Source organism: Actinomadura sp. 7K534 (genome assembly GCF_004348575.1).
Lineage (GTDB): Bacteria > Actinomycetota > Actinomycetes > Streptosporangiales > Streptosporangiaceae > Spirillospora > Spirillospora livida.
In genome coordinates this window covers 19,747-43,721 of sequence record NZ_SMKB01000037.1, presented here as the reverse complement: position 1 = coordinate 43,721, position 23,975 = coordinate 19,747, and the positions used below count along the sequence as shown (strand labels likewise).

Below are 23,975 nucleotides of genomic sequence, written 5' to 3'. Positions count from 1 at the left end.
GCCCCTGGCTGTCAGCCCAGACCACCCTGACCCTGACCCTCCAGGCACTAATACTCTCCCCCTGGTGAAGCCGGGAGCGATGGCGAGTCCCGCAAACATCATGAATGGCCGACGCCGCAACCACCCGATCTTGTGGCTGGCGTAGTGCACCAGGGTGATCCCGGCGTCCGCGACCAGCACGGCCATCAGGACCTGCAGCGCGAACGGCCAGCTGGTCGGCCAGATGCCGTCGCCCGGGATCAGGACCGCCAGCCCGGCCCACATGCTGCGCGAGGACAACGAGGTCACCAACGGCTTCCGCCGCACACTGCCGGCCACCCGGCGCGAGGGCGTGGCCGGCAGCTGGGCGGCGGTGCGCGACTACGATCTGCGCCGCACGGCCGCACTCATCCGCAACCCGACGCTGGTCATCGCGGGCGAGTACGACACCGTCACGTCCGCCCGCCACGGGGAAGAGCTCGCCGCCGCCGTCCCCGGCGCGCAGTTCACCGTCCTGCCCACAGTGCACCTGGCGAACGTCGAACGCCCGACGGAGTTCCTCGACGCAGTGATCACCTTCCTCACCGAACGAGCGCCGCGCCGCAGCGACGTGTAAGGCATCTACCTCGCTCCGGCTGTCGGTGGCATCGGCGGCCGGAGGATGATCCAAACGAACCGTCTTGATCGGCCGTCCGAGTACCAGCGCTCGCGCCGCCCGCCGGGTGCACCCGACACCAGCGAACCCTGGGCGCTGGACGACGATGCAGCGGGAGCACCGGCCCGGGCGCAGTGGTTCGCCGATGTCGTGGGAGTTGATCTCGTCGGGCCGTCTCGTCGTGCAGGTAGAACCGGATAGCCGGGCGAACGGGTTCCGAACCCCTCGGCGACTGCACACTCTGCCAGTAGGATTTCGAGCGGGTTGTTCACGGTCGGGTCGAGACGCCGGTGGCGGGCGGAGCGCCGTCGAGAACACAGCGGCCGCGCGAGACGTTCGTGATACGACACACCCAGCCCGACTTGCTTAACTATGGACGATCTTGTCGTTACTGTCGTACCCCCGGGTCGGCGAAGCGGTCACTGGAGGTAGCGATGAGGTCCGGACGGTGGATGCTCGTCGCCTGGCTGATCATCGGAGCGCTCGCCGCGGGACAGCGCCACTACTACGCCCAATTTGATGGCAGTTGCGCCAGTATCGCCACGATCGGAATCACCTTGGCCACCGGTCCGCTCAACTACATCGGTCTCAACCCCACCGCCAACTGCAAGGTTCCCCAGCCGAGCGCATGACATGTCGGGCTCTACGACCGCGTCATCGTGAGGTCTTCTGACGGCATCTTGAGCTTCCCCCGTGGCGCGGCCATCCTGATGTTCACGGTTCTGCGGTCGTGCGCGAGCCTCGATTTTTCGCTGGTGAGGCACCTGAGCGTGCCTTCACCAGCTGGGTCGGCCTCCTGCGCTCCCATACCGAGGCGCTGCTGGCGTGACCCGCCGCGAAGAGGGATGGCGGGATGGTGTCGGTGGGCGCGACTCCCGTCACCTCCGACGGCGGCGCTTCTGGCGGTGGTGCTTGGAGGCGTGGCGCTGTTGCGGCGGCTTCTTAGGGGTGGGCTGCTGCCGAGGATTGCGGCCACGGGAGCTGTTGGGGGTGCGGCCGCGGACGATGCCGATCAGTTCCTCCATGAGGTCGGTCGTCTCCGCCTCGAGCCAGGCCAGGCCGATCTGGGACTGAGGAGCGTCGGTCACGGTCCGGTAGGTGAGGTCTTTGCGGTGGTGGAGGCGGGCCAGAGACTGCGGGAGCAGCAGGACGCCGGCTCCCGACGCCACCAACTCGATCGCGCCGCGAGTGCTCTCAGGACGGGTGAAGGCAGGTTGCCCGGGGCGGTCGTCCCAGGTCAAGACCTCGTCGAGTGGCTCGAACACGTCCTCGTCGGCGAGATCGGCGAGCTCTACCTCCTCCACTGCGGCCACCACGTGATCCTTCGGCACCACGACCACGGTCGTCTCCAGGTACAGCGGGATCACATGGAGGGCCTCGCGGTCGACGGGCAGGCGCACGAACGCCGCGTCCACCTCACCGTTCCGCAGCAGGGGGACGACCTCGGCCGCCGGCACCTGCAGCAGGCGAAGCGGCACCTCCCGGACCCGCTCGGCCCACACCCCGGCCCACTTCCCGGGCGTCACCCCCGGCACGTAGGCCAGCCGGAACTCACCATCGGTCACTCCGCCACCCTAGCCACGGCCGGACAGTTCCCTCCCGCTGGCTACCCTTGAGGCCATGGGCACGTCCAAACCGAAGACCCCGCAGACCATGAAGTCCGCGACTGCGGCCAAGAAGCTGGGGATCCTGCTGCCGGCAGCACCCGCCGAGTTCCAGGAAGCCCCTGTCTCCCGGGACGAATTGAACGCGCTCCAAGCCGACCCGCCCTCATGGCTGGCGGACCTGCGCCGTGAGGGCCCCCACCCCCGCCAGGTCGTCGCCGCCAGGCTCCGCGTCTCCATCTCAGGTCTGGCCCGCGCCGGCATCACGGGCCCCCTCACCACAGCCGAGATCGAGAACCTGAAGGCCGAAAGGCCCGACTGGCTGGAACGCGAGCAAGCCGTCCGAACCGAAGTCCGCAGGGAGGACCTCCGCCTCAAGCAGCAGCGCGCCAAGTCCTGACGCACGGGATCCCCCCGGCCGCGCCCGCCGCCGCCCGCTGTAGGCCGCATTGCTCAAGGCGTCCTGCGTGGACGTGATCCTGAGCAAGCGCAGCGCCCGAGGCCGCCTATACCTCATTCAGGCGGTCGCCCTCGGGCGGACGGCGTGCCGGCGCCGGCGCCGGTCCGTGATCATCTCATCGAGTATTCGTAGGTCCGTTCATAGCCGACGCCACCGATGCGCCACCCCGCCGTCCGCACAGCGCCGATACGTCTCCTCGTGATCGAGGCGCGGGAACGGCCGGCCGGGTCCGCGCAGGGCGGCCTGCGGGGCGGCGGGGAGTTCGCCGGCCGCCCGCACCGGCGGCTGCGCGCGCTGACCACCCGGCTCGGCCTGCGCACCCGGCGTGTCCCGGGATGCCCACCTATCCCGGCTATCACGCAGGGCTAGCCGGGCGGCCGCGGCCGGTCGGTTAATCATTCGTCACCGGGGAGCGGGGCGGTCATCCTGGAAGCGGTGCGGCGCGCACCATCGCACACCCGCCGCGAGTCCGGGGGTGAGGAGAGATGAGCAGCCAGCGGCTCCTGAGGCTGGGCGCGCGGACGGCCGAGGTCGAGGCGCTGTACGTCCGCGTCCTGGAGGCGCCCGACCGGCGTTCGGAGGAGCGCCGCCTGGCCGAGCTCGCCGAGGCGGCGGCCCGGCTCGCCGCGACCGCCCGTGCCGCCGCCGGGCCGAGGCGAGCGCCGCACCGCCGCACGGCGAACCCCCGGCCCGCCGGCCGCTCCCGCCTGGAGCGCCGCATGATCCGCGTCCGGCGCACCACCGACTGGATCATCGAGCGGGCCGCCGGCGACCCGCGCTGACCGGCCCCTCGCCGCCGTCCGGCCCGTCGGCCGACTCCGTTTCCCCGCCCCGCGCACCGATCGTCCCCGTGCCCGCGCGGACGATCGGTACGGGTGTATTGCACCCGGGATGTTAGATCGACGGGACGCGCAGATCGACCGTCCCGGCGAAGCCGTCCGCGGGCCCGCGCCCCCGTCCCGGCCGGCGCGGTCTAGACTCGCGCCGTTATGGGCCTGACCTACAACGTCGTCCCGGGCGAGCTTCCGCTGGCGCAGCGGGTGTGGGCGGCGAGCTGCCACGCCCCCACCGGCTTCACCTCGGCGGTCAAGAGCTCGCCGATGCTCTCGTTCGCCCGGTACGACGGCCGGACCGCGATGTACGTCCGCGGCCCGGAGACCAGGGCCACCCGCATGACCTGCCCGGAGGGCTGGGAGTTCTTCGGGGTCGAGCTGCGCCCGGGCGCCCACCTGCCCCTGTTCCCGCCGTCCGGCCTGGCGGACCGGGCCGACGCCCGCCCGCCGGCCCTGCCCGGCGGCCGCGTCCTGCTGGACGGCCGGGAGTGGGAGATGCCGTCCGAGCACAACGTCGACGTCTTCCTCGACCGGCTCGCGCGCGCCGGCCTGCTGGTGTTCGACCCGTTCGTGGAGGAGATCCGGCACGGCGGCCGCCCGCGCGGCATGTCGGAGCGGACGGCGCAGCTCCGCTTCCGCCGGGCCGTCGGCATCTCGCGCCGCAAGCTCGTCGCCATCGAGCGGGCGAAGCGCGCCGCCCGGCTCCTCGCGGCCGGCGGCTCGCCCGCGGACGTCGCCGCCGCCGGGGGCTACTACGACCAGCCGCAGCTCTCCCGCGCGATGCGGTGGGCGACCGGCCACACCCCGGGCGAGCTGAGGTCCGGCGACATCCCGTTCCTCGCGTTCTGACGCCCGCGGCGTTCGGCTCGGTACAAGACGGGCCGATCTCGGCCGTGGTTGCCTCCGGGGATGCGAAAACTGATCGAATACGACCACCTCTCGATCGACGGGAGGTTCTCCGGGGACGACTGGTGGGCCGCGCAGATGCAGGTCCCGCCGAACGACGACCACATGGCCTACCAGCTCCGCCTGCTGGAGAACGCGGCCGGCCTCGTGCTCGGACGGCTGACCTACGAGACCTTCTCCACCACCTGGCCCGACATGACCGGCCCCCTCGCCGACAAGGTCAACGCGCTGCCGAAGTACGTCGCGTCCACCACGCTGACCGAGACCACGTGGAACGCCGAAGTGCTCCCCGGTGACGCCGTCGAGGCCGTCGCGCGCCTCAAGGAGGCCGGCGACGGGACCCTGCTGAAGTACGGCAACGGCCCGTTCAGCCGCGCGCTCGTCGAGGCGGGCCTGATGGACGAGATCCACCTGGGCATATCCCCGTTCGTGGCGGGCTCCGGCGACTCCCTCCTATCGGGCATAGGCGCGACCTTCATGAACCTGACCGGGGTCACCGACCTCGGCAACGGCTCGCTGGTCCTGGCCTACACCCCGGCCAAGTAGACCGGGACGTCAGCCGAGGGGGATGCGCAGGGCGGTGGTGACGTCGAATGCGAGGATCTCGCCCAGCGATCGATGGCTGACAAGACGCGCCCGGCCGGGAGCCCCTGCGCTTCCCCCACTTCCAGCACGAATAAGGACGTTCGCGCCGTTGCGCTCCACGACTGCTTCACCACCAGCGAGTTCGGAGCGGCGCGCCCGCCGCCGCCCAGGTCCCGGTCCAATAGCGCGTCGCCGACCACCGGCAGCCGGCCGTTCACCGGTCCCGTCCCGCGGGGGGAAGGGCATCGGCTGAGGTCGTGGCGTGTCGTGTCAGGGCCGAAGCGTCCCGGTGGGACCCGGCGTCCGCGCCGAGAGCGGCGTCCACGGCGGCGCAGAGAAGGTGCACGACGACCTGGTGCACCTCTTGGACGCAGGCTGTCGAGGGGGCGTCCACGGCGATCGCCTCGTCGGCCACGCCGGCCAGCGGGTTCGGATCCGGGCCCGTCAGCGCCCAGACGCGAAGGCCGCTCCGCCGGCCCTGATCGGCGGCTTGCAGAAGGTTGCGGCTGGCGCCGCTGGTGGACAGCAGTACGAGGACGTCCCCGGTCCTGCCGTGGGCGCGAACCTGCCGCGCGAAGACCTCGTCATAACCGTAGTCGTTGCCGACGGCGGTGACGGTCGACATGTCGGCGTGCAGGGTGGCGGCCGAGAGCGGAACGCGTTCGTCGCGGTACCGTCCGACCAGCTCCGCTGTCAGGTGCTGGGCGTGTGCGGCGCTTCCGCCGTTGCCCGCCGCCAGCAGCCGGGCGCCCCCGGTCAGTACCCCGGCCAACTCGGTGCCCCACCGCTCGACCTTGTCGACCTGGGGACCGAACCGTTCGAGTGCGGTGACCAGTGCCGCCACGTGTGCGTGTCCTACGGGTGTCATGTCGGCTCCCGTGAGATGGGGGCCGATCCGCGCCCCTCCTGACCGTTCGACCGGAGACGTGCCCGACGAGTTCCCGAACCAAGCTGTTACCGCGGCCAACAATGGGATGACTTGAAGCGGAGAAAAGACTCATCTCGGGCGACTCCTTCACCCCTTGGTTAACAAGAAACCATGAAGTGATCGCGCTGGCGAAAGCGCGTTCAATCGTGAAAAGCGCCGTCGACGACCCGAAGGTACGCTGTCCCGACATTTCGCTCAGCCGCGCCGTGCTGGACTGGGGACCGAAGGTCCCGGCCGGCGAGGGCCTGGCACGGACGATCGCCTGGTTCGCCGGTCGGCCGGCAGGAGATCCGCGAACGACGAAGGCCCCCTCGTCCGAGGCCGCCGCGGTGCACGAGGACACCGCCTCCGTCGGTGCCGACTCTTGACCGGCGCGACAACGGGCGTTGCCTTTTGTTTGCCCCGGAACGTCCTGGCCGCGATCGGCAAGATCGAACAACCGACGCCTAACCGGAGGCACGCCCTTGCACCCAGCCACATCGGTGCCGCGCTCCTCCGTCACCCAAACATCCGGACCACTCGCGGCCACGTCGCGGTCATCGACGAAGACGTTGTGACGGGCTACACCGCCTTCCTCGCCACCCGGCGCGCCATCCGGCCGCACGACGAATACCACGACGCGACCACCGAGGAATGGCAGGAGTTCGAGGAGCACTTCGGCAAACGCAAAGTCGAGCTCCGGTCCTGCGAACGGCCCTACGGCACCCCTGCCAGTACGAACACGCTTGCTCAGCCGAACTGATCTTGTTAGGGCCCGAGGGCCTGATGAGAGGTCAGTAACGGGGAGTAGCGGTGATCGATCAGCTCACCTTGAAGGTCTGGGGTGTCCGGGGCCGGGGTCTGGGATTCAGACGGAGTCGACCAGATGGCGGGAGGGGCCGTAGCCGATCTTCCAGCTCGCGCAGTAGCCGATGAGGCCGTCGGTCGTGCATCGGACTGCGACGCTGACCCAGCGGATGTCCGAGGTCGGGCCGTCGTCGTAGAAGGAGAAGCCGACTGCGGCCTCGAACTGGTCCGAGCCGCAGGCGCACTCGACGAAGTACTGGGCTTCGTCCTCTTCTTCGGGGGTCGGCCAGTGCTCCTCACTGTCCAGCATGTGGGTGGTCTGATCGCAGGTGACGCAGGTGCGGCGGACGCATGTGGACGATTCGTCGGTCACAAGGACGAAGACTTGGCCTGTGCAGTGACTGCAGCGTGCCGCGATCACTTGGTGTGCCGGGTACTCGTCCGGATCTGCGTCGAAATAGGCGACCAGATCGTCGAGGTCGTCTCCTGCCCATCGGTCGTTGACCGTCCTGAGTGCCACGAGAGCAAGGTAGCGGGCGTTGCCGGATCGGGTGCGTCCGGGCGGCGCGTCATCGGCCGCTGCCTCAAAGTCTACGGTGCCAAAGGACTCGGCTCGGAGCCGGTTCACGATCCGTCGACCGAGCTGGACAGGACCGTTCGAAGCTCCTCGCACAACGCTTCCACCTAGTTCTCGTCCGGCACCGCCCCTTCACGAAACATCGCCATCTGCAGGGCAGGCCCGAACGCGTCGAACTGAGTCATGACCGCCTTCACCACGGGCTGGACCACGAAATGCACATGGCCCGGCACGGCATCCGCATGCGACCAGAGGCATACATAGACCTGCTCCGGCTGGACAACCTCCGTCACCGCCGCAGCCACCCGACGCAGCAACGGGCCCAAAGCCTCGCTCTCAACACCGTTCAACTCGGCGACATGGACAACATGTCGCACTGGCTTGACCACCAACGTCCCCAAGCCGAGCAGGCCCACCGAGTGTTCAACAACCCAACCCGAAGCCTCCGCAAGACGCCCCCCAGGAAGAGGACGAACGCCAACAAGGAGATCACACGCAAGGCACCCAGCAACCGGTTCCACGACAGCCATCATTCAGGACGCCAGTCCGACCGGTACCTAGATTCGCACCAACGTGCCTTCCACCACCTCACTACCTGGCAAGTCATGCGTCGCGAAGAACCAGCCTTGTTCACAAGACCGCCGCGCCCTCGGCAAAGACCCCGTCTACCTCACTCGCTACAACGCCCCACTTGCCGACATCACCCCCCGTAGATCGACATCCTCCTCTTCGAAGACGGAGACGACACCTGAGAGGCCGGCTGGTGCTTCACCTGAAGCCGCTCGACATCCGCCTCTCGACCAGGGGCAGGAACCAACCCACGGAGGCAAGAAGATGCAGCCCTCAAGTACGTCGGACTCGCCGAACTGCCCGACATCGTCACCGCAGCCCGAGCCCGGGGCCTCTCCCGCACCTACGCTTACCAATTCGCCAAGAACGATCAATTCCCCTGCAAGGTCATCCGCATCGGCAACTGCTACAGAGTCCCCACCGCCGTCCTTCTCACCCTCCTCGACGCAGAACGAAATCCTAGCGGGTAACGGCTGCTGACCCATTCACCGCCTGCACTGTCCACGAGATGTGGAGCTCTACGGCTCGATGAGGTGTCAGTCGTCGTAGGCGAGCGTCGATGGAGGGATTGCTGCACAGCACCACTGCTGGCGTGCGACTCCGGGGAGACGGTGACCCTTAGCGGGGCCCGAATGTGGCGAAGGCGATGATGAAGCAGAACACCGCCAGATCGCTGGTCAGGCCGAACATCTTCGCGTCGATCAGCGGTACGGTGGTGCGCTCCAGCCCGACCAGACCGCCGACGCAGACGTTGACGATGACAGCAGGGTGAAGTTATCCGACCTCGATAATAGATCCACGATACATATTCGAATGTGATAACTTCTTGCCGCCGCGGGGCCAGGTCCGGTCATGGTCTGTTCTGAGGTCGGGACTGTCACGAATTATGCAAGCATGCGTTCACGCATTCGTCGCTCGATGATCTGTTTCGCTGCTCTGACCACGACCGCCATGGCAGCGGCCTTCACCGCCACCCCCGCCCTGGCGGATCCGGTCTGCATCCCAGAAGCGCCGGTATGCGCTGGCATCGCAGGCCAGCCCGGAGACTACCGCTTCACCTTCACGTTCAGACCGCCCCCGGATGCGACCGGGGTGAGCTTCGCCGTCAACGGCACCTTTGCGGCCGGCACCGTGACCACCCAGTCCGGCCCGGGGTATCTTCATGGCGACTATTGGCCGTTCACGCCGTTGCTCACCGGCGACGAAGTGTGCATGTCCTACAGCCAGTTCTTCCAGCCAGGTCAAGTTTGCGATACCGTGCCATAACTGCCTGAACCAGGCGTCGCGCACCGATCATTGTCCGCTTATGCCTTCGTCGTGGTCTTGTCGTCTAATGCGGCGCTGGTGGCTCCGCCGGTTCAGAGGCGACGGACTACGGAGATGACTATTCCGAGCACGACGGCCTTGTCGCCGTCGATGACGCCGTAGGCGGGGTTGCGCGGTTGGAGTTGGACGTGGCCGTTGCGGCGCTGGAACACCTTCACGGTGGCCTCGCCGTCGATCATGGCGGCGACGATCTGGCCGGAGTGGGCCTCCTGCTGCTGGCGGACCACGACGAGGTCACCGTCGCAGATCGCGGCGTCGATCATCGAGTCACCGCGCACGCGCAGGGCGAAGACGGTGCCGCGCCCGGTGAGTTCGCGGGGCAGCGTCAGCGTGTCGTCGACGTGCTCCTCGGCCGGGATGGGGATGCCGGCGGCGATGTGCCCGACCACGGGCACGGTCACCGGACCGTCGGAGGACTCCCGTGGCGACTGTTGCCGCAGGAACACGCGCGCGTCGATCGGCCGCGACAGTGCGGTGCCGCGCCGCAGGAACCCCTTGTCCTCCAGGCTCGCCAGGTGGCGCGACACCGATGACGATGACCGCAGGCCGACGGCGTCGCCGATCTCGCGCGTGCTCGGCGCATACCCGTACTTGACCACCCAGTCCCGGATCATGGCCAGGATCTGCTGCTGGCGCGGGGGCAGAGCGGAGGCGTCGAGGTCCCCGAACGCATCAAGATCACTGTAGGCGGTCACCTTCGGAATTGTAGGGGGCCGCTGTAAGGAGCACGCTCAGTACTCACGCCCCAGGAGGGTGGCTCCGCGGATGTTCTCGCGTTCGGTCTCGGCCATCGCGGCGAAGAAGGCGAACGTATCGCCCCGGCCCGGCGGGGCTTGGATGCCGGCCAGTGGTCCGGCGAGTTCGAGTTCGGGCATGCTGCTTGACCTGCACGGACGAGCAGTTACGCGGATGTGCCGATGCCGATCTGCTCCTCCGTCGCGGCTGCGACCGCGCCTGCCATCATCCCAGCGTCCTTGACGTTGAACCGCTCGGACCGGAACATCGCGCCGATGCCGGGCCATTCGGCGTGCTGTGCCTTCGCCACAACGTCGAGCGGACTCGCGGTATGGCCCGCCAGCCCGTAGCACCCGATCTCGGGCAGCGTCGCCGTTATGCCGATCCCTTCCGCGCCTGGGCGCGCTGTCTGTCGATGAACCGCGTGGTCGTTCTGTTGACGAACGTCGGCGAGAGCCGGCCGACGCGCCACGCGAGCCGCGCACGGCGCGGCTCCACGACCATTGCCTCGTTCGCCTCGACGGCCGCCAAGACCCGCCGGGCGAGCACGCCCGCATCGAGCGGGCGCTTGATCCCCTGCCCGTCGAGGTAGAAGTCCCGACCGCGGTAGGGGCCGATCTCGCCCTTGTCGAGGATCGGGGTGTCCACGGCCGCAGGGCAGACGACGGTGACGCCGACGCCGTGCGCGGCGGCCTCGGTCCGCAGCGCCAGGGACAGCCCGACGACGGCATGCTTCGTGGCGACGTACGACGTCATCAGGCCCGCGGCCATGAGACCGCCCATCGAGGCCGTGTTGACGATGTGCCCGCCGCGCTGGCGGACCATCTGCGGATACGCCGCGTGCACACCATGCACAACGCCACGGATGTTGACGTCGATGATCGAGTTCCACTGGTCCAGCGTCAGGGCCTCCGTGTCGCCGAAATAGGTGATGCCCGCGTTGTTGAACATCAGGTCGATCCGTCCGTGCGCCTCCACGACCTCGTCGACGACCTGCTGCACCTGGGCCGCTTGCGTCACGTCGACGGCCGCCGCACGTGCCGATCCCGGTCCGGCGAGGCCGGCGACGGTCTTCTCCGCGGCGCCCAGGTCGAGGTCCGTGCACACCACGTCGGCGCCAGCACCGACGAGTGCCGCGGTGAGCGAGGCTCCGATGCCCGAGCCGCCGCCTGTGACGATCGCGGATCTGCTCGCGAGGCTCATGCGAACGCCTTCTCCACGAGTCCGGCGAGATCCGGGTAGCGCATCAGGTGGGCACCGCCGTTGATGTCAAGGGTCTCGCCGGTGATCCACGCCGCATCGTCCGACAGCAGGTAGCGCACGGATGCGGCGATCTCCTCCGGGCTTCCCGGTCGGCCGAGCGGCGTGTTGGCGACGTACTCGTCCTTGACCCCGGAGATGTCCATCGCCGGCGCCGTCAGCGGCGTGACGACCAGGCCGGGCGCCACTGCGTTGACGCGCACACGGCGCGGCGCGAGCTCGAGCGCGGCGACCTCCGTGAGCGCCACGACACCGGCCTTCGCGGCGCAGTAGGCGGCCAGGCCGGTGCCGGGCTGGCGGGCGTTGAGGGAGGTCAGCGACACCAGCGCGCCTCCGTCGGCGACCCGGAGTCCGGCGTGCTTGAGCACGAGGAACGCGCCGGTGAGGCAGACGTCGACGATCCGGCGCCACTCCGCGGCGTCGTGGTCGACGACCCGCGAGAGCGTGCTCGTGCCGGCACAGTTGACCACGCCGTGGAAGCGCCCGTGCTCGGCGACGACGCCCTCGAAGAGCGCCTCCACTCCTCCCTCGTCGGTCACGTCCACCTCGATGTCGGCGGCCGTGCCGGGGAGGTCGGCGACCACCACGGTGTCGCCCTGCGACCGCAGCAGCGCGGCCGTCGCCGCTCCGAGGCCGGACCCGCCCCCGACCACCACGACCGTGCGCTGCTCACTCATCCGCCACCATCCTGACGCTCGTCGGTATCTGTTGACACGTGTCAATTGCAGTCCTAACGTGACGGGCGTCACACCAAGTTGTCAAGCAGATGCCGAGGAGTAGCCGATGAGTGGTCCGACGGTCGCCGTGCTCGGTGCCGGCATCAGTGGGCTGACGATGAGCAAGATGCTGGAGGACTACGGGCTGGGGTACGCCACGTTCGAGTCCTCGGACCGCGTAGGCGGCAACTGGGCCTTCGGCAACCCCAACGGGCACAGCAGCGCCTACCGCTCGCTGCACATCGACACCTCGAAGCACCAGCTGTCCCTCAAGGACTTCCCGATGCCCGAGGACTATCCCGACTTCCCGCACCACACCCAGATCAAGGACTACCTCGACAGCTACGCCGACGCGTTCGACATCCGGCGCCGGATCGAGTTCGAGAACGGCGTCGTGCACGCCGAGCGGCACCCCGACGGCGGCTGGCTGCTGGAGACCGAGCGCACCGGCGTACGCCGCTTCGACGTGCTCCTGGTGGCCAACGGCCACCACTGGGACCCGCGCTTCGCCGACAAGCCGGGAGAGTTCACCGGCCTGACGATGCACTCGCACGCCTACATCGACCCGCGGACGCCGCACGACCTCACAGGTAAGCGGATTCTGATCATCGGGCTTGGCAACAGCGCCGCCGACATCGCGGTCGAGCTCTCCAGCAAGACACTCGACAACGAGGTCGTCATCTCGACGCGGTCCAGTGCGTGGATCGTGCCGAAGTACTTCGCCGGAACGCCGGCCGACAAGTACTACAAGACCTCCCCGCACATCCCGTTCGCGTGGCAGCGCAAGTTGTTGCAGGTGATGCAGCCGCTGACCGCCGGCCGCCCGACCGACTACGGCCTGCCCGAGCCCAACCACAAGTTCTTCGAGGCGCACCCGACGCAGTCGGTCGAGCTGCCGCTGCGGCTCGGCTCCGGCGACCTGCGGGCCAAGGGCGACATCGAGCGCTGGGACGGCCCTACCGTGCACTTCGCCGACGGCACCGCCGAGGACTTCGACGTCGTCATCCACGCCACCGGCTACAACATCACCTTCCCGTTCTTCGACCCCGACTTCATCAGCGCGCCCGAGAACCACATCCGCCTCTACAAGCGGATCTTCAAGCCGGGCATGGACGACCTCGCGTTCATCGGGTTCGCCCAGGCGACGCCGACACTGTTCCCGTTCGTCGAGTGCCAGACCCGGCTGGTCGCGGCCTGGCTCGTCGGCCGCTACGCGCCGCCGCCGGTCGCCGAGATGGAGCGGGTGATCGACGAGGACCAGCAGAAGTACACCGCCCACATGGTGCAGCGGCCGCGGCACACCCAGCAGCTCGACTACTTCCTCTACGAGCACGACCTGCGCACCCGCGAGATCCCCGCGGGCATGAAGCGAGCCGGGCGGCGGCAGGCGCGGCGGCCCGCCCAGGCGCGCGGATGAGCGAGGAGCGCGCCTGGGCGCGGCTGGTCGACCGCCGCAGCGCCAACCGCGGCGACCAGCGCCGCTCGGCCCTGCTCCAGGCCCTCGACGACCTGCTGCGCGAGCAGACCCTCGACCAGGTCAACGTCGCGGAGATCTCCCGGCGGGCCGGCGTCACCCGCTCGGCGTTCTACTTCTACTTCGAGAGCAAGGCCAACGCGGTGCTCGCCCTGATGACCGGCCTGTACGACGCCGCGTCGGACGCGACCGACCTGCTGGTCAAGGCGGAGGGTGATCCCGGCGAGCGGATCCGGCAGGTCCTCGACTCGCTCTTCGACTCCGTCGACGCCTCGCCGCACACCTACCGCGCCCTGCTCGAGGCGAGGGCCGCGAACCCGCAGGTCCAGGAGGGCTGGGACGCGGGCCGCGCCGAGTTCGCGGGCATGGTCGCGGAGATGATCGAGCGGGAGCGGGCTGCCGGGCACGCGACCGGCGGTCCGGACGCGGCGGGCCTGGCCGCCGTACTCCTCGACCTCAACGACCACGCCCTCGAGCGCCATGCGCTCGGCGGGGAGCCGCCACGCGAGCAACACGTCGACGCGCTCACGCACATCTGGATGACCAGCATCTACGGAGGCAACGCATGACCGCTTTCGACTTCACCTCGGCCGGGGTGCGCTGCGCCGCCACGCATCACACCGGCGCGGACGGCGCGCCCGTCGTGGTGCTCGGCCACGGCCTCGCCGGCACCCAGGACTCCGGCCTCCAGCCGTTCGCCGAGGCGTTCGCCGCGGCGGGCTTCCACGCCGTCACCTTCGACTACCGCGGCTTCGGCGCGAGCGACGCCGGCGACGGTGGCCTGCGCCAGTGCGTGTCCGTCGCCGACCAGGTCGCCGACTGGCACGCCGCCGTCGAGGCAGCGAAGCGCCTTCCGGGCGTCGACGCCGAACGGGTCGTGCTCTGGGGCATCTCACTCGCGGGCGGCCACGTCGTCTCCGTCGCCGCCGCGCGTGACGACGTCGCGGCGGTGGTCTCCGCGGTGCCGCTCGTGGACGGGCTCGCCGCCGCGCGGCTCGCCGCGAAGCACCACCGCCCGGCCCGGCTGCTCGCCTCCACCGGCCGCGGCATCGCTTCGGCCGTACGACGCAAGGCCGGCCGCGCGCCGACGATGATCCCGGTCGTGGCTCGTCCCGGGGAGCTCGGCGCGCTGACCCTGCCCGGCGCCTACGAGGACTACCTCGCGCTCGCGGGCCCGACCTGGCGCAACGAGATCGCCGCCGACGTCGTGATGGAGCTCGGCGGCCGGACGCCCGCCAAGGACGCGAAGTCGCTGCGGGTCCCGTGGCTGGTGCAGATCTGCGACTTCGACAGGAGCGCGCCGCCGTACGCCGCGGCGAAGGCGGCCTTCGCCGGTCGCGCCGAGGTGCGGCACTACCCCGGCGACCACTTCGACCTCTTCGCCGGCAAGCCCTTCCACGAGGCCGCCACCCGCCACGTCGTGGCGTTCCTGAGCCGCCACCTGGCTGTTCCCTCCGCCGCCATCCCGCCCACCGCGACCGCATCGGAACCGTCCCGTGCCTGACACCGTCCAGGCCCTCCTCCTCCAGCATGCCGAGCGGGACACGCCGGGCCTGAAGTACGGCGACCAGGTGCGGAGCTGGCGCGACTACCTCGGCGAGAGCGCCGCTCGCGCGCACGTGCTGCACACGATGGCCGACCCGGGCCGGCCGGTCCACGTCGGCGTGCTGATGCAGAACAGCCCCGAGATGGCGATGGCGATCGCGGCGGGTGCGCTCGGCGGGCACGTGACCGTCGGCATCAACACCATCCGGCGCGGCGAGGGTCTCGCGGCCGACGTACGCCGCGCCGACTGCCAGATCCTGCTGACCGATCACCGGCACCTGGCCCTGCTCGGCGGGCTCGACCTCGGTGGCGCGACGGTGTTCGACACCGACGACGCCGACTGGCTCACGCGGGTGGCCGACGCACCGCGTGGAACCGCCGGGTTCCCGACGGTCGACCCGCTGGACACCTTCATGCTGATCTTCACCTCCGGCACCGGCGGGGAGCCGAAGGCCGTGCGGGTCGCCAACTTCATGGCGGTGATGTCGGGAGCGACGCTCGCCGACAAGTTCGACCTGACAACCGAGGACATCGTCTATTCCTCAATGCCCATGTTCCACAGCAACGCCATTCTCGCCGGATACGCCGTGCACGCCCACGCCGGTGCCGCGCTGGCGCCGGCCCAGTTCAGCGCAAGCCGGTTCCTCAGCGACCTGCGCCACTATGGTGCGACCTACCTGAACTACGTCGGCAAGCCGCTCGCCTACCTGCTCGCGACGCCGGAACAGCCGGACGACCGGGACAACCCACTACGTGTCGCGTTCGGCAACGAGGCGAGCGACCGCGACATCGAGGAGTTCTCCCGCCGGTTCGACTGCACCGTGTGGGACGGCTTCGGCTCCACCGAGACCGCGGTCATCATCACCCGCACCGACGACACGCCGCCCGGCTCCATCGGGCAGCCGTTCCACGGCGTCGCCGTCTACGACCGGGACACCCGAACCGAGTGCCCGCGCGCCGTCTTCGACGACCTGGGCCGTGTGGCCAACCTGGACGAGGCGGTCGGCGAGCTGGTCAACACCACCGGGGCCGGGTTCTTCGCCGGCTACTACAACGACGAAGAGGCGACCTCCGAGCGGCTCGACGGGGGCATGTACTGGTCCGGCGATCTCGCCTATCGGGACGAAGCAGGCTTCATGTACCTGGCGGGTCGCACCGACGACTGGCTGCGCGTCGACGGCGAGAACCTCGCGGCGGCGCCGATCGAGCGGGTGCTGCTGCGCAACGACGCGGTCAGCCAGGCCGCGGTGTACGGCGTACCGGACGCCGACGCCCCGGGCGACCATCTCATGTGCGCGCTGGTGCTGCGCGACGGCGCGACCCTCACGCCCGTCGATCTCCAGGAGTTCCTGAATGCCCAGCCGGACCTGTCGCCGAAGGCATGGCCGAGATTCGTCCGGATCGCCACCGACCTGCCGAGTACGGCGACGAACAAGGTTCTCAAGCGCGAGCTCCGGGCTCAGGGCACCAAGACCACGGACACGCTATTCGCGCGGACCGGGCGGGAGCTCGTCTACCGCCCTGAGCCCTAGTGGAGCGTGTCTGACCAGGGCCAATTGGTGATGGCGGGTGTGGTGGTGTCGGTGAGGCCGCTGGTGGTGAGGCGGCCGTCGATGACGTCCGGGTGGTGCTGGTTGACCCCAGGCACCGCAGGCCAGTCGATCAAGGTCGATCCGTGTCGATCGGGAAGCCTCTGACCTGCAAGAACGCCCTAAGGGGACGTGGGTGGTCCGGAGCGGTCTGATGGGGCTGGCTCCCTGATTGGCTCCCGTGGTCGAAGGGGCGTGCCGGGGTGCGTGGGCGGTCGGTGACTACTCAGGAGAATCGGCAGGGCATCGGCTTTACGCATCTGTCGGTGATGTTCGTGGTCGAGTGGTTGTCAGCAGGCGGTCGAGCAGGGCGTGCCAGCTCACTGCGCCTAGGACGCGGCCGTCGTCGGCGACGACGGCGGCGAGGGGGCATCCCGTGCTGGCCATCGAAGCCGCCGCCTCCAGGACGGTGGCGTCCGGGCTTACCGCTGCGGGGCCGCGGTGTCCGCGTGGTAGGCAGTCCCGCACTTTTCGTCCGGCGCACTCGGCCAGGAAGTCGTCGGCATGGCCCTCGTCGATCACGCGTGCCAGCAGCGCGTCCTCGCCCACGTATGACGGAATGACCGAACACAGCACCTCGGCCACCGATAGGACGGACATCAGGTGCCCCCTACCGTCTACGACTACGAGACCGGGGACCCTCTGCCGCCACATCGTCCGGACCGCGTCAAGGACCGGATCGTCCGGTCCGACGACCGGGACCTCGTCAACAAGCTCGCGTACCCGCACCGGAACTCCTGCCCTCGCGTTGTCCGAGGTCGGCTGACCTCTGACGCCGACCAGGCTTCCCGGCACTCCACCCGCCACTGTAGAGCCGGAGGGGACAAACCGCCATCTCGTCCACGGCGGTGGCTCGCCCCGCGAACCCGGGTCATCGAGATGGTTCGGCATCGGCGCCGCGGAGGGGATCGAGTGGCTCGCCGGGCGAGTCCGGCGCGTGCGCTGGGAGGCCAGGGGGCTCGCCGGGGTGCCGGGCCATCGGGAAAGGGCGGTAGTGATCAGGACGGTGCTATTGCGGCTTGATGGCGCTCGACATATCCCCTGGGCGGACGGGCGCCACTGTCAAGATCGACTCGGTGGTCGGGATGTGGGCCGCGGTATGACCGAGGGCGGGGACATCATTGTAGAGGATCCGCCTTCCATGATGAACCCGCATGATGCCCTGAATGTCTTGATAGGGGTATTTGTTGGCACTGGGGAGCCAGGGCGCCGCTTTCGCATGATCGCTCGGTAGGGGCGTGGTACGGGTACCCGCGCGACGACAGATCACCTCATCATCGACGGGTGGCTTTGGTGGACATGCAGGCGTCGGAGGATCGCCCGCCGGGCATCGGGGCCGCTCGGCTTCCGCGTCAGTCCGCATGAGGGGAGGGATCTTGAGGTACGAAGTCCTGGGGCCGCTCCGCGTGATCGACGAGGGCGGTTCCACCTCCATTAGCGCACGGAAGGTCGAGACCGTGCTGACCGCCATGGTGATCCGGGCGGATCAGGTGGTGGCGCTCGACCAGCTGATCACCGAGATTTGGGACGACGCGCCCCCGCGGCGCGCCATGGCCGGACTTCACGTCTACATATCCCAGGTCCGCAAGTTTCTCGCCCGGCCCGGTCAGGAGGAGAACCCGGTGCTGACCCGGCCGCCCGGCTATCTGCTCCGGAAGGGCACCGACGACATCGATTTCCACATCTTCAGGCGGCTGGCGGACCGGGGGCGGGCCTGTATCAGGGAACGCCGGTACGAGGAGGCCGCGGACGCCCTGGAGCAGGCGCTGGAACTGTGGCGCGGGCAGACGCTCGGCGACGTGCGCACCGGGCCCATCGTCGGGGGCTTCGTCCGGTGGATGACCGAGCTGCGCCTGGAGTGCCTGGAGATGCTGGGCGACGCCTATCTCCGGCTGGGCCGGCACCGGGAGCTCGTCGGGTGGCTGTACTCGCTCATCGCCGAGAATCCGCTGCGGGAGGTCTATTACCGCCAGCTCATGCTGGCGTTGTACCGCTCCGACCGGAAGGCCGACGCGCTGCGGGTCTACCAGTCGGCCCGCAGCACGCTCAGGGAGGAGCTCGGCCTTGAGCCGTGCCAGGCGCTGCGGGACATGCAGCGGGCGATTCTTTCCGCTGACGAACGGCTCGACCTGCGCGTCGCCTCCTAGCCCCTGCCGGGCGGGTGGCGCAGGCGGCGCCGCACGGTAATGTGACGGGTCGTCTCGAATGAATTGAATTGGTCTCTTTCGTTTTCTGGTGATGCTGAAGGTCATCTGTGTCAAGGACTGCAGGGTTACGGTTGGATTGCCTGGGGTCTGGACAAATATGTCCCTGAGGTTGATGGCGAAATCGCGCTCTTTCGTCGAGGCCGCCGCTTTGTCGGATCTCGCTCGATTCGGCGGGTGCGGGCACGGAGTGGGCGGCGTACGGCAAAGAGTTTAATGTCACATTTTAACTAATGTCCGGGACCGTGGGTCACGATAATCCATGCCACTTGATCGTCTTATTACGCACGGTGGCCGGCTGTGACTTTTGGTTGATGTTGTAAAACAATGGCCCGGGTGTAAGGATGGTGGCATTTGTGAAGCATGCCGGTGAGTGGCGCTCCGAATCGGTGGTGATGACGGCGCCAGGGTTTCGGTGGGGTCGGAGAAACGAGGCGGTCCGCTTAGGAGTCACTTATGGTTCTGGTCGGCAGGGATAACGAACTCGGCACCCTGAAAAGCCTGTTCGCGAGCTTCTCGGGGGGCTCGGTGGTGGTGATTAGCGGAGGAATAGCCACCGGTAAGACGGCTCTCCTGCGCACCGCCGGCGAGTGGGCCGCCAAGTCCGGCGGCCTCACGCTCGGCGCGGTCGCCTCCCGGAGCGAACGCGACCTGCCGCTGGGGGTGCTGGAACAGCTGTTCCGAAGTCCCGGCCTGCCGCGCGAGAGCGCGGAGCGGGCGATTCGGTGGCTGGACGCCGACGCCCTGAGCACCCGGTCGCCCGAACCGCCGGCCGGGCAGGACGGCGAGGCGGTCGTCCAGGTCCCCGCCCGCGTCCTGCGCGGGATGCTGGAGATTCTCCGCGACCTGCTGGACGAGAGACCCGTCGTGCTCAGCGTCGACGACGCGCACCACGCCGACGTGCCGTCCCTGCAATGCCTGCTCTACCTGGTCCGCCGGCTGCGGGGCGCGCGCCTGCACGTCCTCTTCGGCGAGTGCTCCCATTCGAACGGGGCCAGCGCCCTGATGCGCAGCGAGTTCCTCCGGGAGCCGCTGTTCCGGCGGATACGGCTGGAGCCGCTGTCCCGGGCGGGCCTCGCCGAGCTGGCGGCCGCGCAGCTGCCCGAGCGCCCGCCGTACGACCTGGTCACCGAGATGTACGAGGCGAGCGCGGGCTACCCGATGCTGGCGCAGGCCTTCCTGGACGATCACCGCGACGGCTCGTTCCGGTGGTCGGGCGCGACGGGAGGTGAGGCGTTCGGCCGTGCCGTGCTCGACTTCCTCTACCGGCACGAGAGCCCGGTCGTCGAGTTGGCACGTGCCATCGCCGTGCTGAACAAGCCGGTGTCGCCCCTGCTGCTCGCCGGTGTCCTGGACATCGGCGTCGACGCCTGCCGCCAGGTCGTCCACCTGCTGACGACGGCGAAGGTGCTGGTGGACGGCCGGTTCCGGCACGAGGCGTTCCGCGCCGCAGTGCTCGACGGCACGCCGTCCAGCACGCGCCGGGCCACCCACGCGAAGATCGCCGACCTGCTGCACAACGAGGGGTTCCCGGCCGTGGAGGTGGCGGCGCACATCGTCGCGGCGGGCCGGCTCGAAGCGCCGTGGGTCGTCCCGATCCTCCAGGAGGCCGCGGAGCACGCGCTCGCCGGCGACGATGTGACCACGTGCATCCACTACCTGCGGGCGGCCCACCAGGTCTGCGACGAGCGGCAGCGCGCCGCGGTGGTGTCCATGCTCGTCGACGCCGAGTGGCGGCTCGATCCCGCCGCCGTCCTGCGGCGGCTGCACGAGTTCTGCGCCGTCGGAGACGCCGGCCCCGGCGAGGGCTCCGACCATTTCATACCGGCCGGCTACCTGCTGTGGCACGGGCGCGTGCGCGAGGCCCTGGCCATCCTGGACCTGCTGGCGTCGGGCCGCGGGGCCGCGGCGGAGGGCGAGCGGGCGAGCACCGTGGATCTGGACGGCCCCGGCCTCTGGGGCGCGTACCTGTATCCGGCCCTGTTCAAGCGTCCCCGGCCCGTGGCCCTCCGGCGGCAGGGATCCATGCCGGTCCTGGTGAATCCCGAGCTGCAGGGGGCCGATGTGATCGCGGCCGAGCTGGTGCACGGGAAGCAGCCCGCGGTGCTGGCGGCGGCCGAGGGACTGCTCCAGCGGTCCCGGCTCAGCGAGCGCATGCTCGCCCCGCTGACCGCCGCGCTCGCCGCCTTCACCTACAACGACCGGCTCGCCGAGGCGGCCGGCTGGTGCGACGTGCTGCTCGCCGAGGCCGCGGGGCGGCGCAGCCCGACCTGGCATGCGCTGTTCGCCGCCGAACGGGCGATGATCCACGTCCGGCAGGGCGAGCTGCAGGCGGCGGAGGAGCAGGCGAAGGCCGCGCTCAGCCTGATATCACCGCCGAGCTGGGGCGTCGTGGTGGGGCTGCCGCTGGCGGCGGCGGTCCTCGCGCTGACGGGCAAGGGCGAGCTGGACGAGGCGGCGACCTATCTCGACGTCCCGGTGCCCGAGGCGCTGTTCCAGACCCGGATGGGGCTGCACTACCTCTGCGCGCGCGGCCGCTACCACCTGTCCACGAACCATCCCCATGCCGCGCTGAGCGACTTCCTGGCCTGCGGCCGGCTGATGGGGGACTGGGGCATCGACCTGCCGGTCGTGGAGGCGTGGCGCAGCGGGGCGGTCGAGGCGTACCTGCAGCTCGGAGACCTTTCCGAGGCCAGGGCGCTCGGTGACGAGCAACTCGCCATGATCGACGCCCAGCACCCGCGGACGCAGGGGATGGCGCTGCGCGCCCAGGCCGCCACCCGCGACCTGGCCGCGCGCATCGGCTTGCTGGAGGAAGCGGTCGGGTTGCTTCAGGGCTGCGGGGACAAGCTCGAACTGGCCTATGCCCTGGCCGACCTGGGCCGCGCCTGCCTCCTGCTGGGCGAAGCCAAGCGCGCGCGCAAGCACGCGCGCAAGGCGCTGGCGCTTACCCGGCAGTGCGGCGCCAAGGCGCTGGACCAGGGCAGCGGGTTCGATGCGGCGCTGGCCGGACCGGAGGGCGCCGCGGCGTACGCCGACACCGCCCCCGGGCTCAGCGACGCCGAGCGCCGGGTGGCGACCCTCGCCGCCGCGGGCCACACCAACAGGGAGATCTCCGAGAAGCTGTTCGTCACCATCAGCACGGTGGAGCAGCATCTGACGAGGATCTACCGGAAGCTCAACGTGACGCGCTTCGACCTGCAGGACGCTCTTCAGGACAACGGCGCCGAACTGACGGATCCGGACTGGTTGAAAATCCTCGAGAAGTGCAGTTAGCTGCTCATCCCCCGGTCGTCCGGCGGCCCCCTTTCTATTCGGCGATCTTCGTGCGCATGGTCCAGCGGAAGACCGGTGTCTCGTGCTCGTCCGGCCTGCCGATGCGACGCTCGCGCTCGAAGTGCTCGTATCCGCCCCGGTGCGGAATCTTGATCGTCTCGTCGGCGGCCGGGGCGCGCATCCGCCGCGCCGTCACCGGGAGGTCGTCGGGCCCGCCCACGAGCACGACATCGATGGGGTTGCGCCGAGCGGCGTTGTCGTCGAGGCCTTTCACCGAACGTCCTCCTCACGGTCGTTTCCTTGATGATTTGCGGCGCGATGCGGCGGCGATACCCCGTGACCCCCCCTATTCGCAGGCGCGCGGGATGCTCCGGAATTCGGGGTGGCCGCGCCCTGCGGCCCCTAGGCCGCACCGGGCGCGCCGAGCGCGATCGCGGTGATGACGATGTCGGGGCCGGCGAGCCAGCGTCCCGTGAAGCCCTCGACCCGGCGGCCGTCGGAAAGGGTGTGCCCGGGGACGAGCAGCCGCGCGGTGAAGCGTCCGCGGAGCGGGTCGAAGTCGATGTCGGCGTCCTCGAAACCGAGCGGGCGGCGGGTCATCGGGAACCACGCCTTGTACACCGACTCCTTCGCGCTGAACAGCAGGCGGTCCCAGCGCACCGCCGGGTGACCGGCCGCCAGCCGGTCGATCCGGGACCGTTCCGGCGGGATGGACACCGCCTCCAGCACTCCTTCGGGCAGCGGGCCGTGCGGCTCGGCGTCCACCCCGACCGCCGCGCACTCGCGGTCGCTGGCGACCGCCGCGGCCCGGTAGCCGTCGCAATGGGTCATGCTGCCCACCACCCCGGCCGGCCAGCCCGGCGCGCCGCGGACCCCGGGCAGGATCGGGGCGGCCGGCACTCCCAGCCGCCCCAGTGCCTCGCGTGCGCACGCGCGCACGGTCGCGAACTCCCGGCGCCGCTTGGGCACGGCCTTGGCCACCAGCGCCTCCTCCTCGGGGAACACGTGGTCGGGGCGGACATCGCCGAAGACCTCCGCGGAGTGCACGGACGCGGGCAGCAGGCTCTCGATCACACCCGGCTCCGCAGGGCGATCTGTACCTCGCTCAGGCCGGGCGCGGGCCGGGGACGGCGCCGCCATTCGCGCGGGTAGCCGACGGAGACCTCTTGGAAGGGCACCCCGTCGCACCAGATCGTGCGGGGTATGTGGAGGTGCCCGTAGACCACGGCCGCGGCGTTGAACCGGCGGTGCCAGTCGGCCGTGCGCTCGGTGCCGCACCAGAGCGCGAACTCCGGGTACCACAGCACATCCGTGGGCGAGCGCACCAGCGGATAGTGGTTCACCAGCACGGTCGGCAGGGCCGGGTCGAGCTCCGCCAGGCGCCGCTCGGTCGACTCCACCCTGGCGCGGCACCAGCTGTCCGGGCCGCGGTGCGGGTCGGGGTGCAGCAGGATCTCGTCGGTGCACACCACCCCCGCGTCGCGGGCCTGTGCCAGCGCGGCCTCCTTGGTGGTGCCGGGCGGCCGGAAGGAGTAGTCGTACAGGACGAACAGCGGCACCACCGCGACCGGTCCTCCCGCGCCTGTCCAGACCGGGTAGGGGTCCTCCGGTGTGATCACTCCGAGGTCGCGGCACAGGTCGACCAGATGGGCGTAGCGGGCCTCTCCGCGCAGCGCCACCGGGTCCTCCCGCGGCGTCCACAGTTCGTGGTTGCCGGGCACCCACACGACCTTCGCGAAACGCCGGCTCAGCGTGCTCAGCGCCCATTCGATGTCGCCCATCATCTCCCCGACGTCACCGGCCACCAGCAACCAGTCGCCGTCGTTTCCGGGACGTAGGGAATCGACCAGCGTTCGGTTCTCCGGGAACATGACGTGCAGATCGCTGATGGCCAGGAGTTTCGGGGGTGAGCTCAGAGATCTGGGCATTCGGCGACGGTATCCGGCTCGCGTTGTAAACGGAACCCT

30 protein-coding genes are annotated in these 23,975 nt (G+C 69.6%); 16 read left to right on the top strand and 14 right to left on the bottom strand.

What is annotated here, in order from left to right; translation table 11 throughout:
- Positions 1-154 precede the first annotated feature (154 nt).
- Complete coding sequence (locus E1266_RS10815; protein WP_207945550.1) at positions 155-595, top strand: hypothetical protein; 441 nt, start codon at positions 155-157, stop codon at positions 593-595.
- A 491-nt stretch (positions 596-1,086) separates the two neighbouring features.
- Positions 1,087-1,266, top strand: coding sequence for a hypothetical protein (locus tag E1266_RS10810; protein WP_184885552.1), 180 nt, complete (start codon positions 1,087-1,089; stop codon positions 1,264-1,266).
- Between the two features lie 246 nt (positions 1,267-1,512).
- Here the strand turns inward: E1266_RS10810 and E1266_RS10805 are convergent, their stop codons facing one another.
- A complete protein-coding gene (locus E1266_RS10805; RefSeq protein WP_243718353.1) occupies positions 1,513-2,199 on the bottom strand; it encodes a LysR family transcriptional regulator substrate-binding protein in 687 nt (228 codons plus the stop codon).
- Positions 2,200-2,254: 55 nt separating this feature from the next.
- On the opposite strand from E1266_RS10805, the gene E1266_RS10800 reads away from it, so the two are divergent.
- From E1266_RS10800 to E1266_RS10785, 5 genes are all read left to right on the top strand, one after another.
- Positions 2,255-2,638 carry a DUF5997 family protein gene (locus tag E1266_RS10800; protein WP_132046182.1) on the top strand — a complete coding sequence of 128 codons (384 nt, stop codon included), beginning with the start codon at positions 2,255-2,257 and terminating at the stop codon, positions 2,636-2,638.
- A gap of 258 nt (positions 2,639-2,896) precedes the next feature.
- Positions 2,897-3,067 (top strand): hypothetical protein, encoded by a 171-nt coding sequence (locus E1266_RS37870; RefSeq protein ID WP_165966024.1) that lies wholly within the window; start codon positions 2,897-2,899, stop codon positions 3,065-3,067.
- A gap of 116 nt (positions 3,068-3,183) precedes the next feature.
- Entirely contained in the window at positions 3,184-3,480 is a 297-nt protein-coding gene (locus E1266_RS10795; RefSeq protein WP_132046181.1) for a hypothetical protein, read from the top strand.
- 207 nt (positions 3,481-3,687) lie between these two features.
- Positions 3,688-4,380: a helix-turn-helix domain-containing protein gene (locus E1266_RS10790; protein ID WP_132046180.1), complete on the top strand. Its 693-nt coding sequence runs from the start codon at positions 3,688-3,690 to the stop codon at positions 4,378-4,380.
- A gap of 60 nt (positions 4,381-4,440) precedes the next feature.
- Positions 4,441-4,983, top strand: coding sequence for a dihydrofolate reductase family protein (locus E1266_RS10785; RefSeq protein WP_132046179.1), 543 nt, complete (start codon positions 4,441-4,443; stop codon positions 4,981-4,983).
- 253 nt (positions 4,984-5,236) lie between these two features.
- Here the strand turns inward: E1266_RS10785 and E1266_RS10780 are convergent, their stop codons facing one another.
- Positions 5,237-5,890, bottom strand: coding sequence for an SIS domain-containing protein (locus E1266_RS10780; protein WP_132046178.1), 654 nt, complete (start codon positions 5,888-5,890; stop codon positions 5,237-5,239).
- Positions 5,891-6,066: 176 nt separating this feature from the next.
- Here E1266_RS10780 and E1266_RS38755 point away from each other — a divergent pair, with 176 nt between their 5' ends.
- Together E1266_RS38755 and E1266_RS10770 are read left to right on the top strand one after the other, a co-directional pair.
- Entirely contained in the window at positions 6,067-6,318 is a 252-nt protein-coding gene (locus tag E1266_RS38755) for a hypothetical protein (RefSeq protein WP_207945549.1), read from the top strand.
- A complete protein-coding gene (locus tag E1266_RS10770; protein ID WP_132046177.1) occupies positions 6,315-6,692 on the top strand; it encodes a hypothetical protein in 378 nt (125 codons plus the stop codon). The genes E1266_RS38755 and E1266_RS10770 overlap by 4 nt, the downstream gene beginning before the upstream one ends.
- Positions 6,693-6,797: 105 nt before the next feature.
- Here the strand turns inward: E1266_RS10770 and E1266_RS10765 are convergent, their stop codons facing one another.
- On the bottom strand, positions 6,798-7,256 hold the full coding sequence (locus E1266_RS10765) for a hypothetical protein (protein WP_132046176.1): 459 nt from the start codon (positions 7,254-7,256) through the stop codon (positions 6,798-6,800).
- Positions 7,257-7,420: 164 nt separating this feature from the next.
- A complete protein-coding gene (locus tag E1266_RS10760; RefSeq protein WP_207945547.1) occupies positions 7,421-7,729 on the bottom strand; it encodes a hypothetical protein in 309 nt (102 codons plus the stop codon).
- A gap of 1,048 nt (positions 7,730-8,777) precedes the next feature.
- Here E1266_RS10760 and E1266_RS10755 point away from each other — a divergent pair.
- On the top strand, positions 8,778-9,149 hold the full coding sequence (locus E1266_RS10755) for a hypothetical protein (protein ID WP_132046174.1): 372 nt from the start codon (positions 8,778-8,780) through the stop codon (positions 9,147-9,149).
- A gap of 92 nt (positions 9,150-9,241) precedes the next feature.
- On the opposite strand, the gene lexA is transcribed toward E1266_RS10755, so the two are convergent.
- The 5 genes from lexA to E1266_RS10735 all read right to left on the bottom strand — a co-directional run bounded on the left by lexA (position 9,242) and on the right by E1266_RS10735 (position 11,881).
- Complete coding sequence (lexA, locus tag E1266_RS10750) at positions 9,242-9,904, bottom strand: transcriptional repressor LexA (RefSeq protein ID WP_132046173.1); 663 nt, start codon at positions 9,902-9,904, stop codon at positions 9,242-9,244.
- A gap of 36 nt (positions 9,905-9,940) precedes the next feature.
- Positions 9,941-10,084, bottom strand: coding sequence for a hypothetical protein (locus tag E1266_RS10745; protein WP_207945545.1), 144 nt, complete (start codon positions 10,082-10,084; stop codon positions 9,941-9,943).
- 26 nt (positions 10,085-10,110) lie between these two features.
- The gene (locus E1266_RS37865) at positions 10,111-10,254 is read right to left on the bottom strand and encodes a hypothetical protein (RefSeq protein ID WP_165966023.1); all 144 of its coding nucleotides are present in this window, start codon (positions 10,252-10,254) and stop codon (positions 10,111-10,113) included.
- A 65-nt stretch (positions 10,255-10,319) separates the two neighbouring features.
- A complete protein-coding gene (locus E1266_RS10740; RefSeq protein WP_132046172.1) occupies positions 10,320-11,147 on the bottom strand; it encodes an SDR family oxidoreductase in 828 nt (275 codons plus the stop codon).
- Positions 11,144-11,881, bottom strand: a complete 738-nt coding sequence (locus E1266_RS10735; protein ID WP_132046171.1) for an SDR family oxidoreductase — start codon at positions 11,879-11,881, stop codon at positions 11,144-11,146. The genes E1266_RS10740 and E1266_RS10735 overlap by 4 nt, the downstream gene beginning before the upstream one ends.
- A gap of 106 nt (positions 11,882-11,987) precedes the next feature.
- On the opposite strand from E1266_RS10735, the gene E1266_RS10730 reads away from it, so the two are divergent.
- The 4 genes from E1266_RS10730 to fadD1 are packed head-to-tail and all read left to right on the top strand — an operon-like array spanning position 11,988 to position 16,471.
- A complete protein-coding gene (locus E1266_RS10730) occupies positions 11,988-13,337 on the top strand; it encodes an NAD(P)-binding domain-containing protein (protein WP_132046170.1) in 1,350 nt (449 codons plus the stop codon).
- Positions 13,334-13,963: a TetR/AcrR family transcriptional regulator gene (locus E1266_RS10725; RefSeq protein WP_132046169.1), complete on the top strand. Its 630-nt coding sequence runs from the start codon at positions 13,334-13,336 to the stop codon at positions 13,961-13,963. The genes E1266_RS10730 and E1266_RS10725 overlap by 4 nt, the downstream gene beginning before the upstream one ends.
- Positions 13,960-14,898, top strand: coding sequence for an alpha/beta fold hydrolase (locus E1266_RS10720; protein WP_132046168.1), 939 nt, complete (start codon positions 13,960-13,962; stop codon positions 14,896-14,898). Before E1266_RS10725 ends, E1266_RS10720 begins: the two co-directional genes overlap by 4 nt.
- Positions 14,891-16,471, top strand: coding sequence for a fatty-acid--CoA ligase FadD1 (gene fadD1, locus E1266_RS10715; protein WP_132046167.1), 1,581 nt, complete (start codon positions 14,891-14,893; stop codon positions 16,469-16,471). Before E1266_RS10720 ends, fadD1 begins: the two co-directional genes overlap by 8 nt.
- On the opposite strand, the gene E1266_RS37860 is transcribed toward fadD1, so the two are convergent.
- Together E1266_RS37860 and E1266_RS10710 are read right to left on the bottom strand one after the other, a co-directional pair.
- The gene (locus tag E1266_RS37860; RefSeq protein ID WP_165966022.1) at positions 16,468-16,605 is read right to left on the bottom strand and encodes a hypothetical protein; all 138 of its coding nucleotides are present in this window, start codon (positions 16,603-16,605) and stop codon (positions 16,468-16,470) included. The two genes, fadD1 and E1266_RS37860, sit on opposite strands and share 4 nt — an antisense overlap.
- Before the next feature lie 175 nt (positions 16,606-16,780).
- Positions 16,781-17,257: a CBS domain-containing protein gene (locus E1266_RS10710; RefSeq protein WP_165966021.1), complete on the bottom strand. Its 477-nt coding sequence runs from the start codon at positions 17,255-17,257 to the stop codon at positions 16,781-16,783.
- Between the two features lie 647 nt (positions 17,258-17,904).
- On the opposite strand from E1266_RS10710, the gene E1266_RS10705 reads away from it, so the two are divergent.
- Both E1266_RS10705 and E1266_RS10700 read left to right on the top strand, forming a co-directional pair.
- Positions 17,905-18,675 (top strand): AfsR/SARP family transcriptional regulator, encoded by a 771-nt coding sequence (locus E1266_RS10705; protein ID WP_132046165.1) that lies wholly within the window; start codon positions 17,905-17,907, stop codon positions 18,673-18,675.
- Between the two features lie 513 nt (positions 18,676-19,188).
- Positions 19,189-22,008: a LuxR family transcriptional regulator gene (locus tag E1266_RS10700; RefSeq protein ID WP_132046164.1), complete on the top strand. Its 2,820-nt coding sequence runs from the start codon at positions 19,189-19,191 to the stop codon at positions 22,006-22,008.
- A 34-nt stretch (positions 22,009-22,042) separates the two neighbouring features.
- Here E1266_RS10700 and E1266_RS10695 read toward each other — a convergent pair whose 3' ends face one another.
- The 3 genes from E1266_RS10695 to E1266_RS10685 all read right to left on the bottom strand — a co-directional run bounded on the left by E1266_RS10695 (position 22,043) and on the right by E1266_RS10685 (position 23,936).
- Positions 22,043-22,282 carry a DUF5988 family protein gene (locus E1266_RS10695; RefSeq protein ID WP_132046163.1) on the bottom strand — a complete coding sequence of 80 codons (240 nt, stop codon included), beginning with the start codon at positions 22,280-22,282 and terminating at the stop codon, positions 22,043-22,045.
- 128 nt (positions 22,283-22,410) lie between these two features.
- Entirely contained in the window at positions 22,411-23,082 is a 672-nt protein-coding gene (locus E1266_RS10690) for a 4'-phosphopantetheinyl transferase superfamily protein (RefSeq protein WP_207945543.1), read from the bottom strand.
- A complete protein-coding gene (locus tag E1266_RS10685) occupies positions 23,079-23,936 on the bottom strand; it encodes a metallophosphoesterase (protein ID WP_132046161.1) in 858 nt (285 codons plus the stop codon). Before E1266_RS10685 ends, E1266_RS10690 begins: the two co-directional genes overlap by 4 nt.
- Positions 23,937-23,975 lie beyond the last annotated feature (39 nt).

Bases quoted from the DNA above. Each gene is read 5' to 3' on its own strand.
- E1266_RS10725 (WP_132046169.1), top strand. From the start codon at position 13,334: ATGAGCGAGGAGCGCGCCTGGGCGCGGCTGGTCGACCGCCGCAGCGCC.
- E1266_RS10800 (WP_132046182.1), top strand. From the start codon at position 2,255: ATGGGCACGTCCAAACCGAAGACCCCGCAGACCATGAAGTCCGCGACT.
- E1266_RS10780 (WP_132046178.1), bottom strand. From the start codon at position 5,890: ATGACACCCGTAGGACACGCACACGTGGCGGCACTGGTCACCGCACTC.
- E1266_RS10785 (WP_132046179.1), top strand. From the start codon at position 4,441: ATGCGAAAACTGATCGAATACGACCACCTCTCGATCGACGGGAGGTTC.
- E1266_RS10740 (WP_132046172.1), bottom strand. From the start codon at position 11,147: ATGAGCCTCGCGAGCAGATCCGCGATCGTCACAGGCGGCGGCTCGGGC.
- E1266_RS10735 (WP_132046171.1), bottom strand. From the start codon at position 11,881: ATGAGTGAGCAGCGCACGGTCGTGGTGGTCGGGGGCGGGTCCGGCCTC.
- E1266_RS10810 (WP_184885552.1), top strand. From the start codon at position 1,087: ATGCTCGTCGCCTGGCTGATCATCGGAGCGCTCGCCGCGGGACAGCGC.
- E1266_RS10745 (WP_207945545.1), bottom strand. From the start codon at position 10,084: ATGCCCGAACTCGAACTCGCCGGACCACTGGCCGGCATCCAAGCCCCG.
- E1266_RS10795 (WP_132046181.1), top strand. From the start codon at position 3,184: ATGAGCAGCCAGCGGCTCCTGAGGCTGGGCGCGCGGACGGCCGAGGTC.
- E1266_RS10730 (WP_132046170.1), top strand. From the start codon at position 11,988: ATGAGTGGTCCGACGGTCGCCGTGCTCGGTGCCGGCATCAGTGGGCTG.
- E1266_RS10790 (WP_132046180.1), top strand. From the start codon at position 3,688: ATGGGCCTGACCTACAACGTCGTCCCGGGCGAGCTTCCGCTGGCGCAG.
- E1266_RS10700 (WP_132046164.1), top strand. From the start codon at position 19,189: ATGGTTCTGGTCGGCAGGGATAACGAACTCGGCACCCTGAAAAGCCTG.
- E1266_RS10720 (WP_132046168.1), top strand. From the start codon at position 13,960: ATGACCGCTTTCGACTTCACCTCGGCCGGGGTGCGCTGCGCCGCCACG.
- E1266_RS10685 (WP_132046161.1), bottom strand. From the start codon at position 23,936: ATGCCCAGATCTCTGAGCTCACCCCCGAAACTCCTGGCCATCAGCGAT.
- E1266_RS10755 (WP_132046174.1), top strand. From the start codon at position 8,778: ATGCGTTCACGCATTCGTCGCTCGATGATCTGTTTCGCTGCTCTGACC.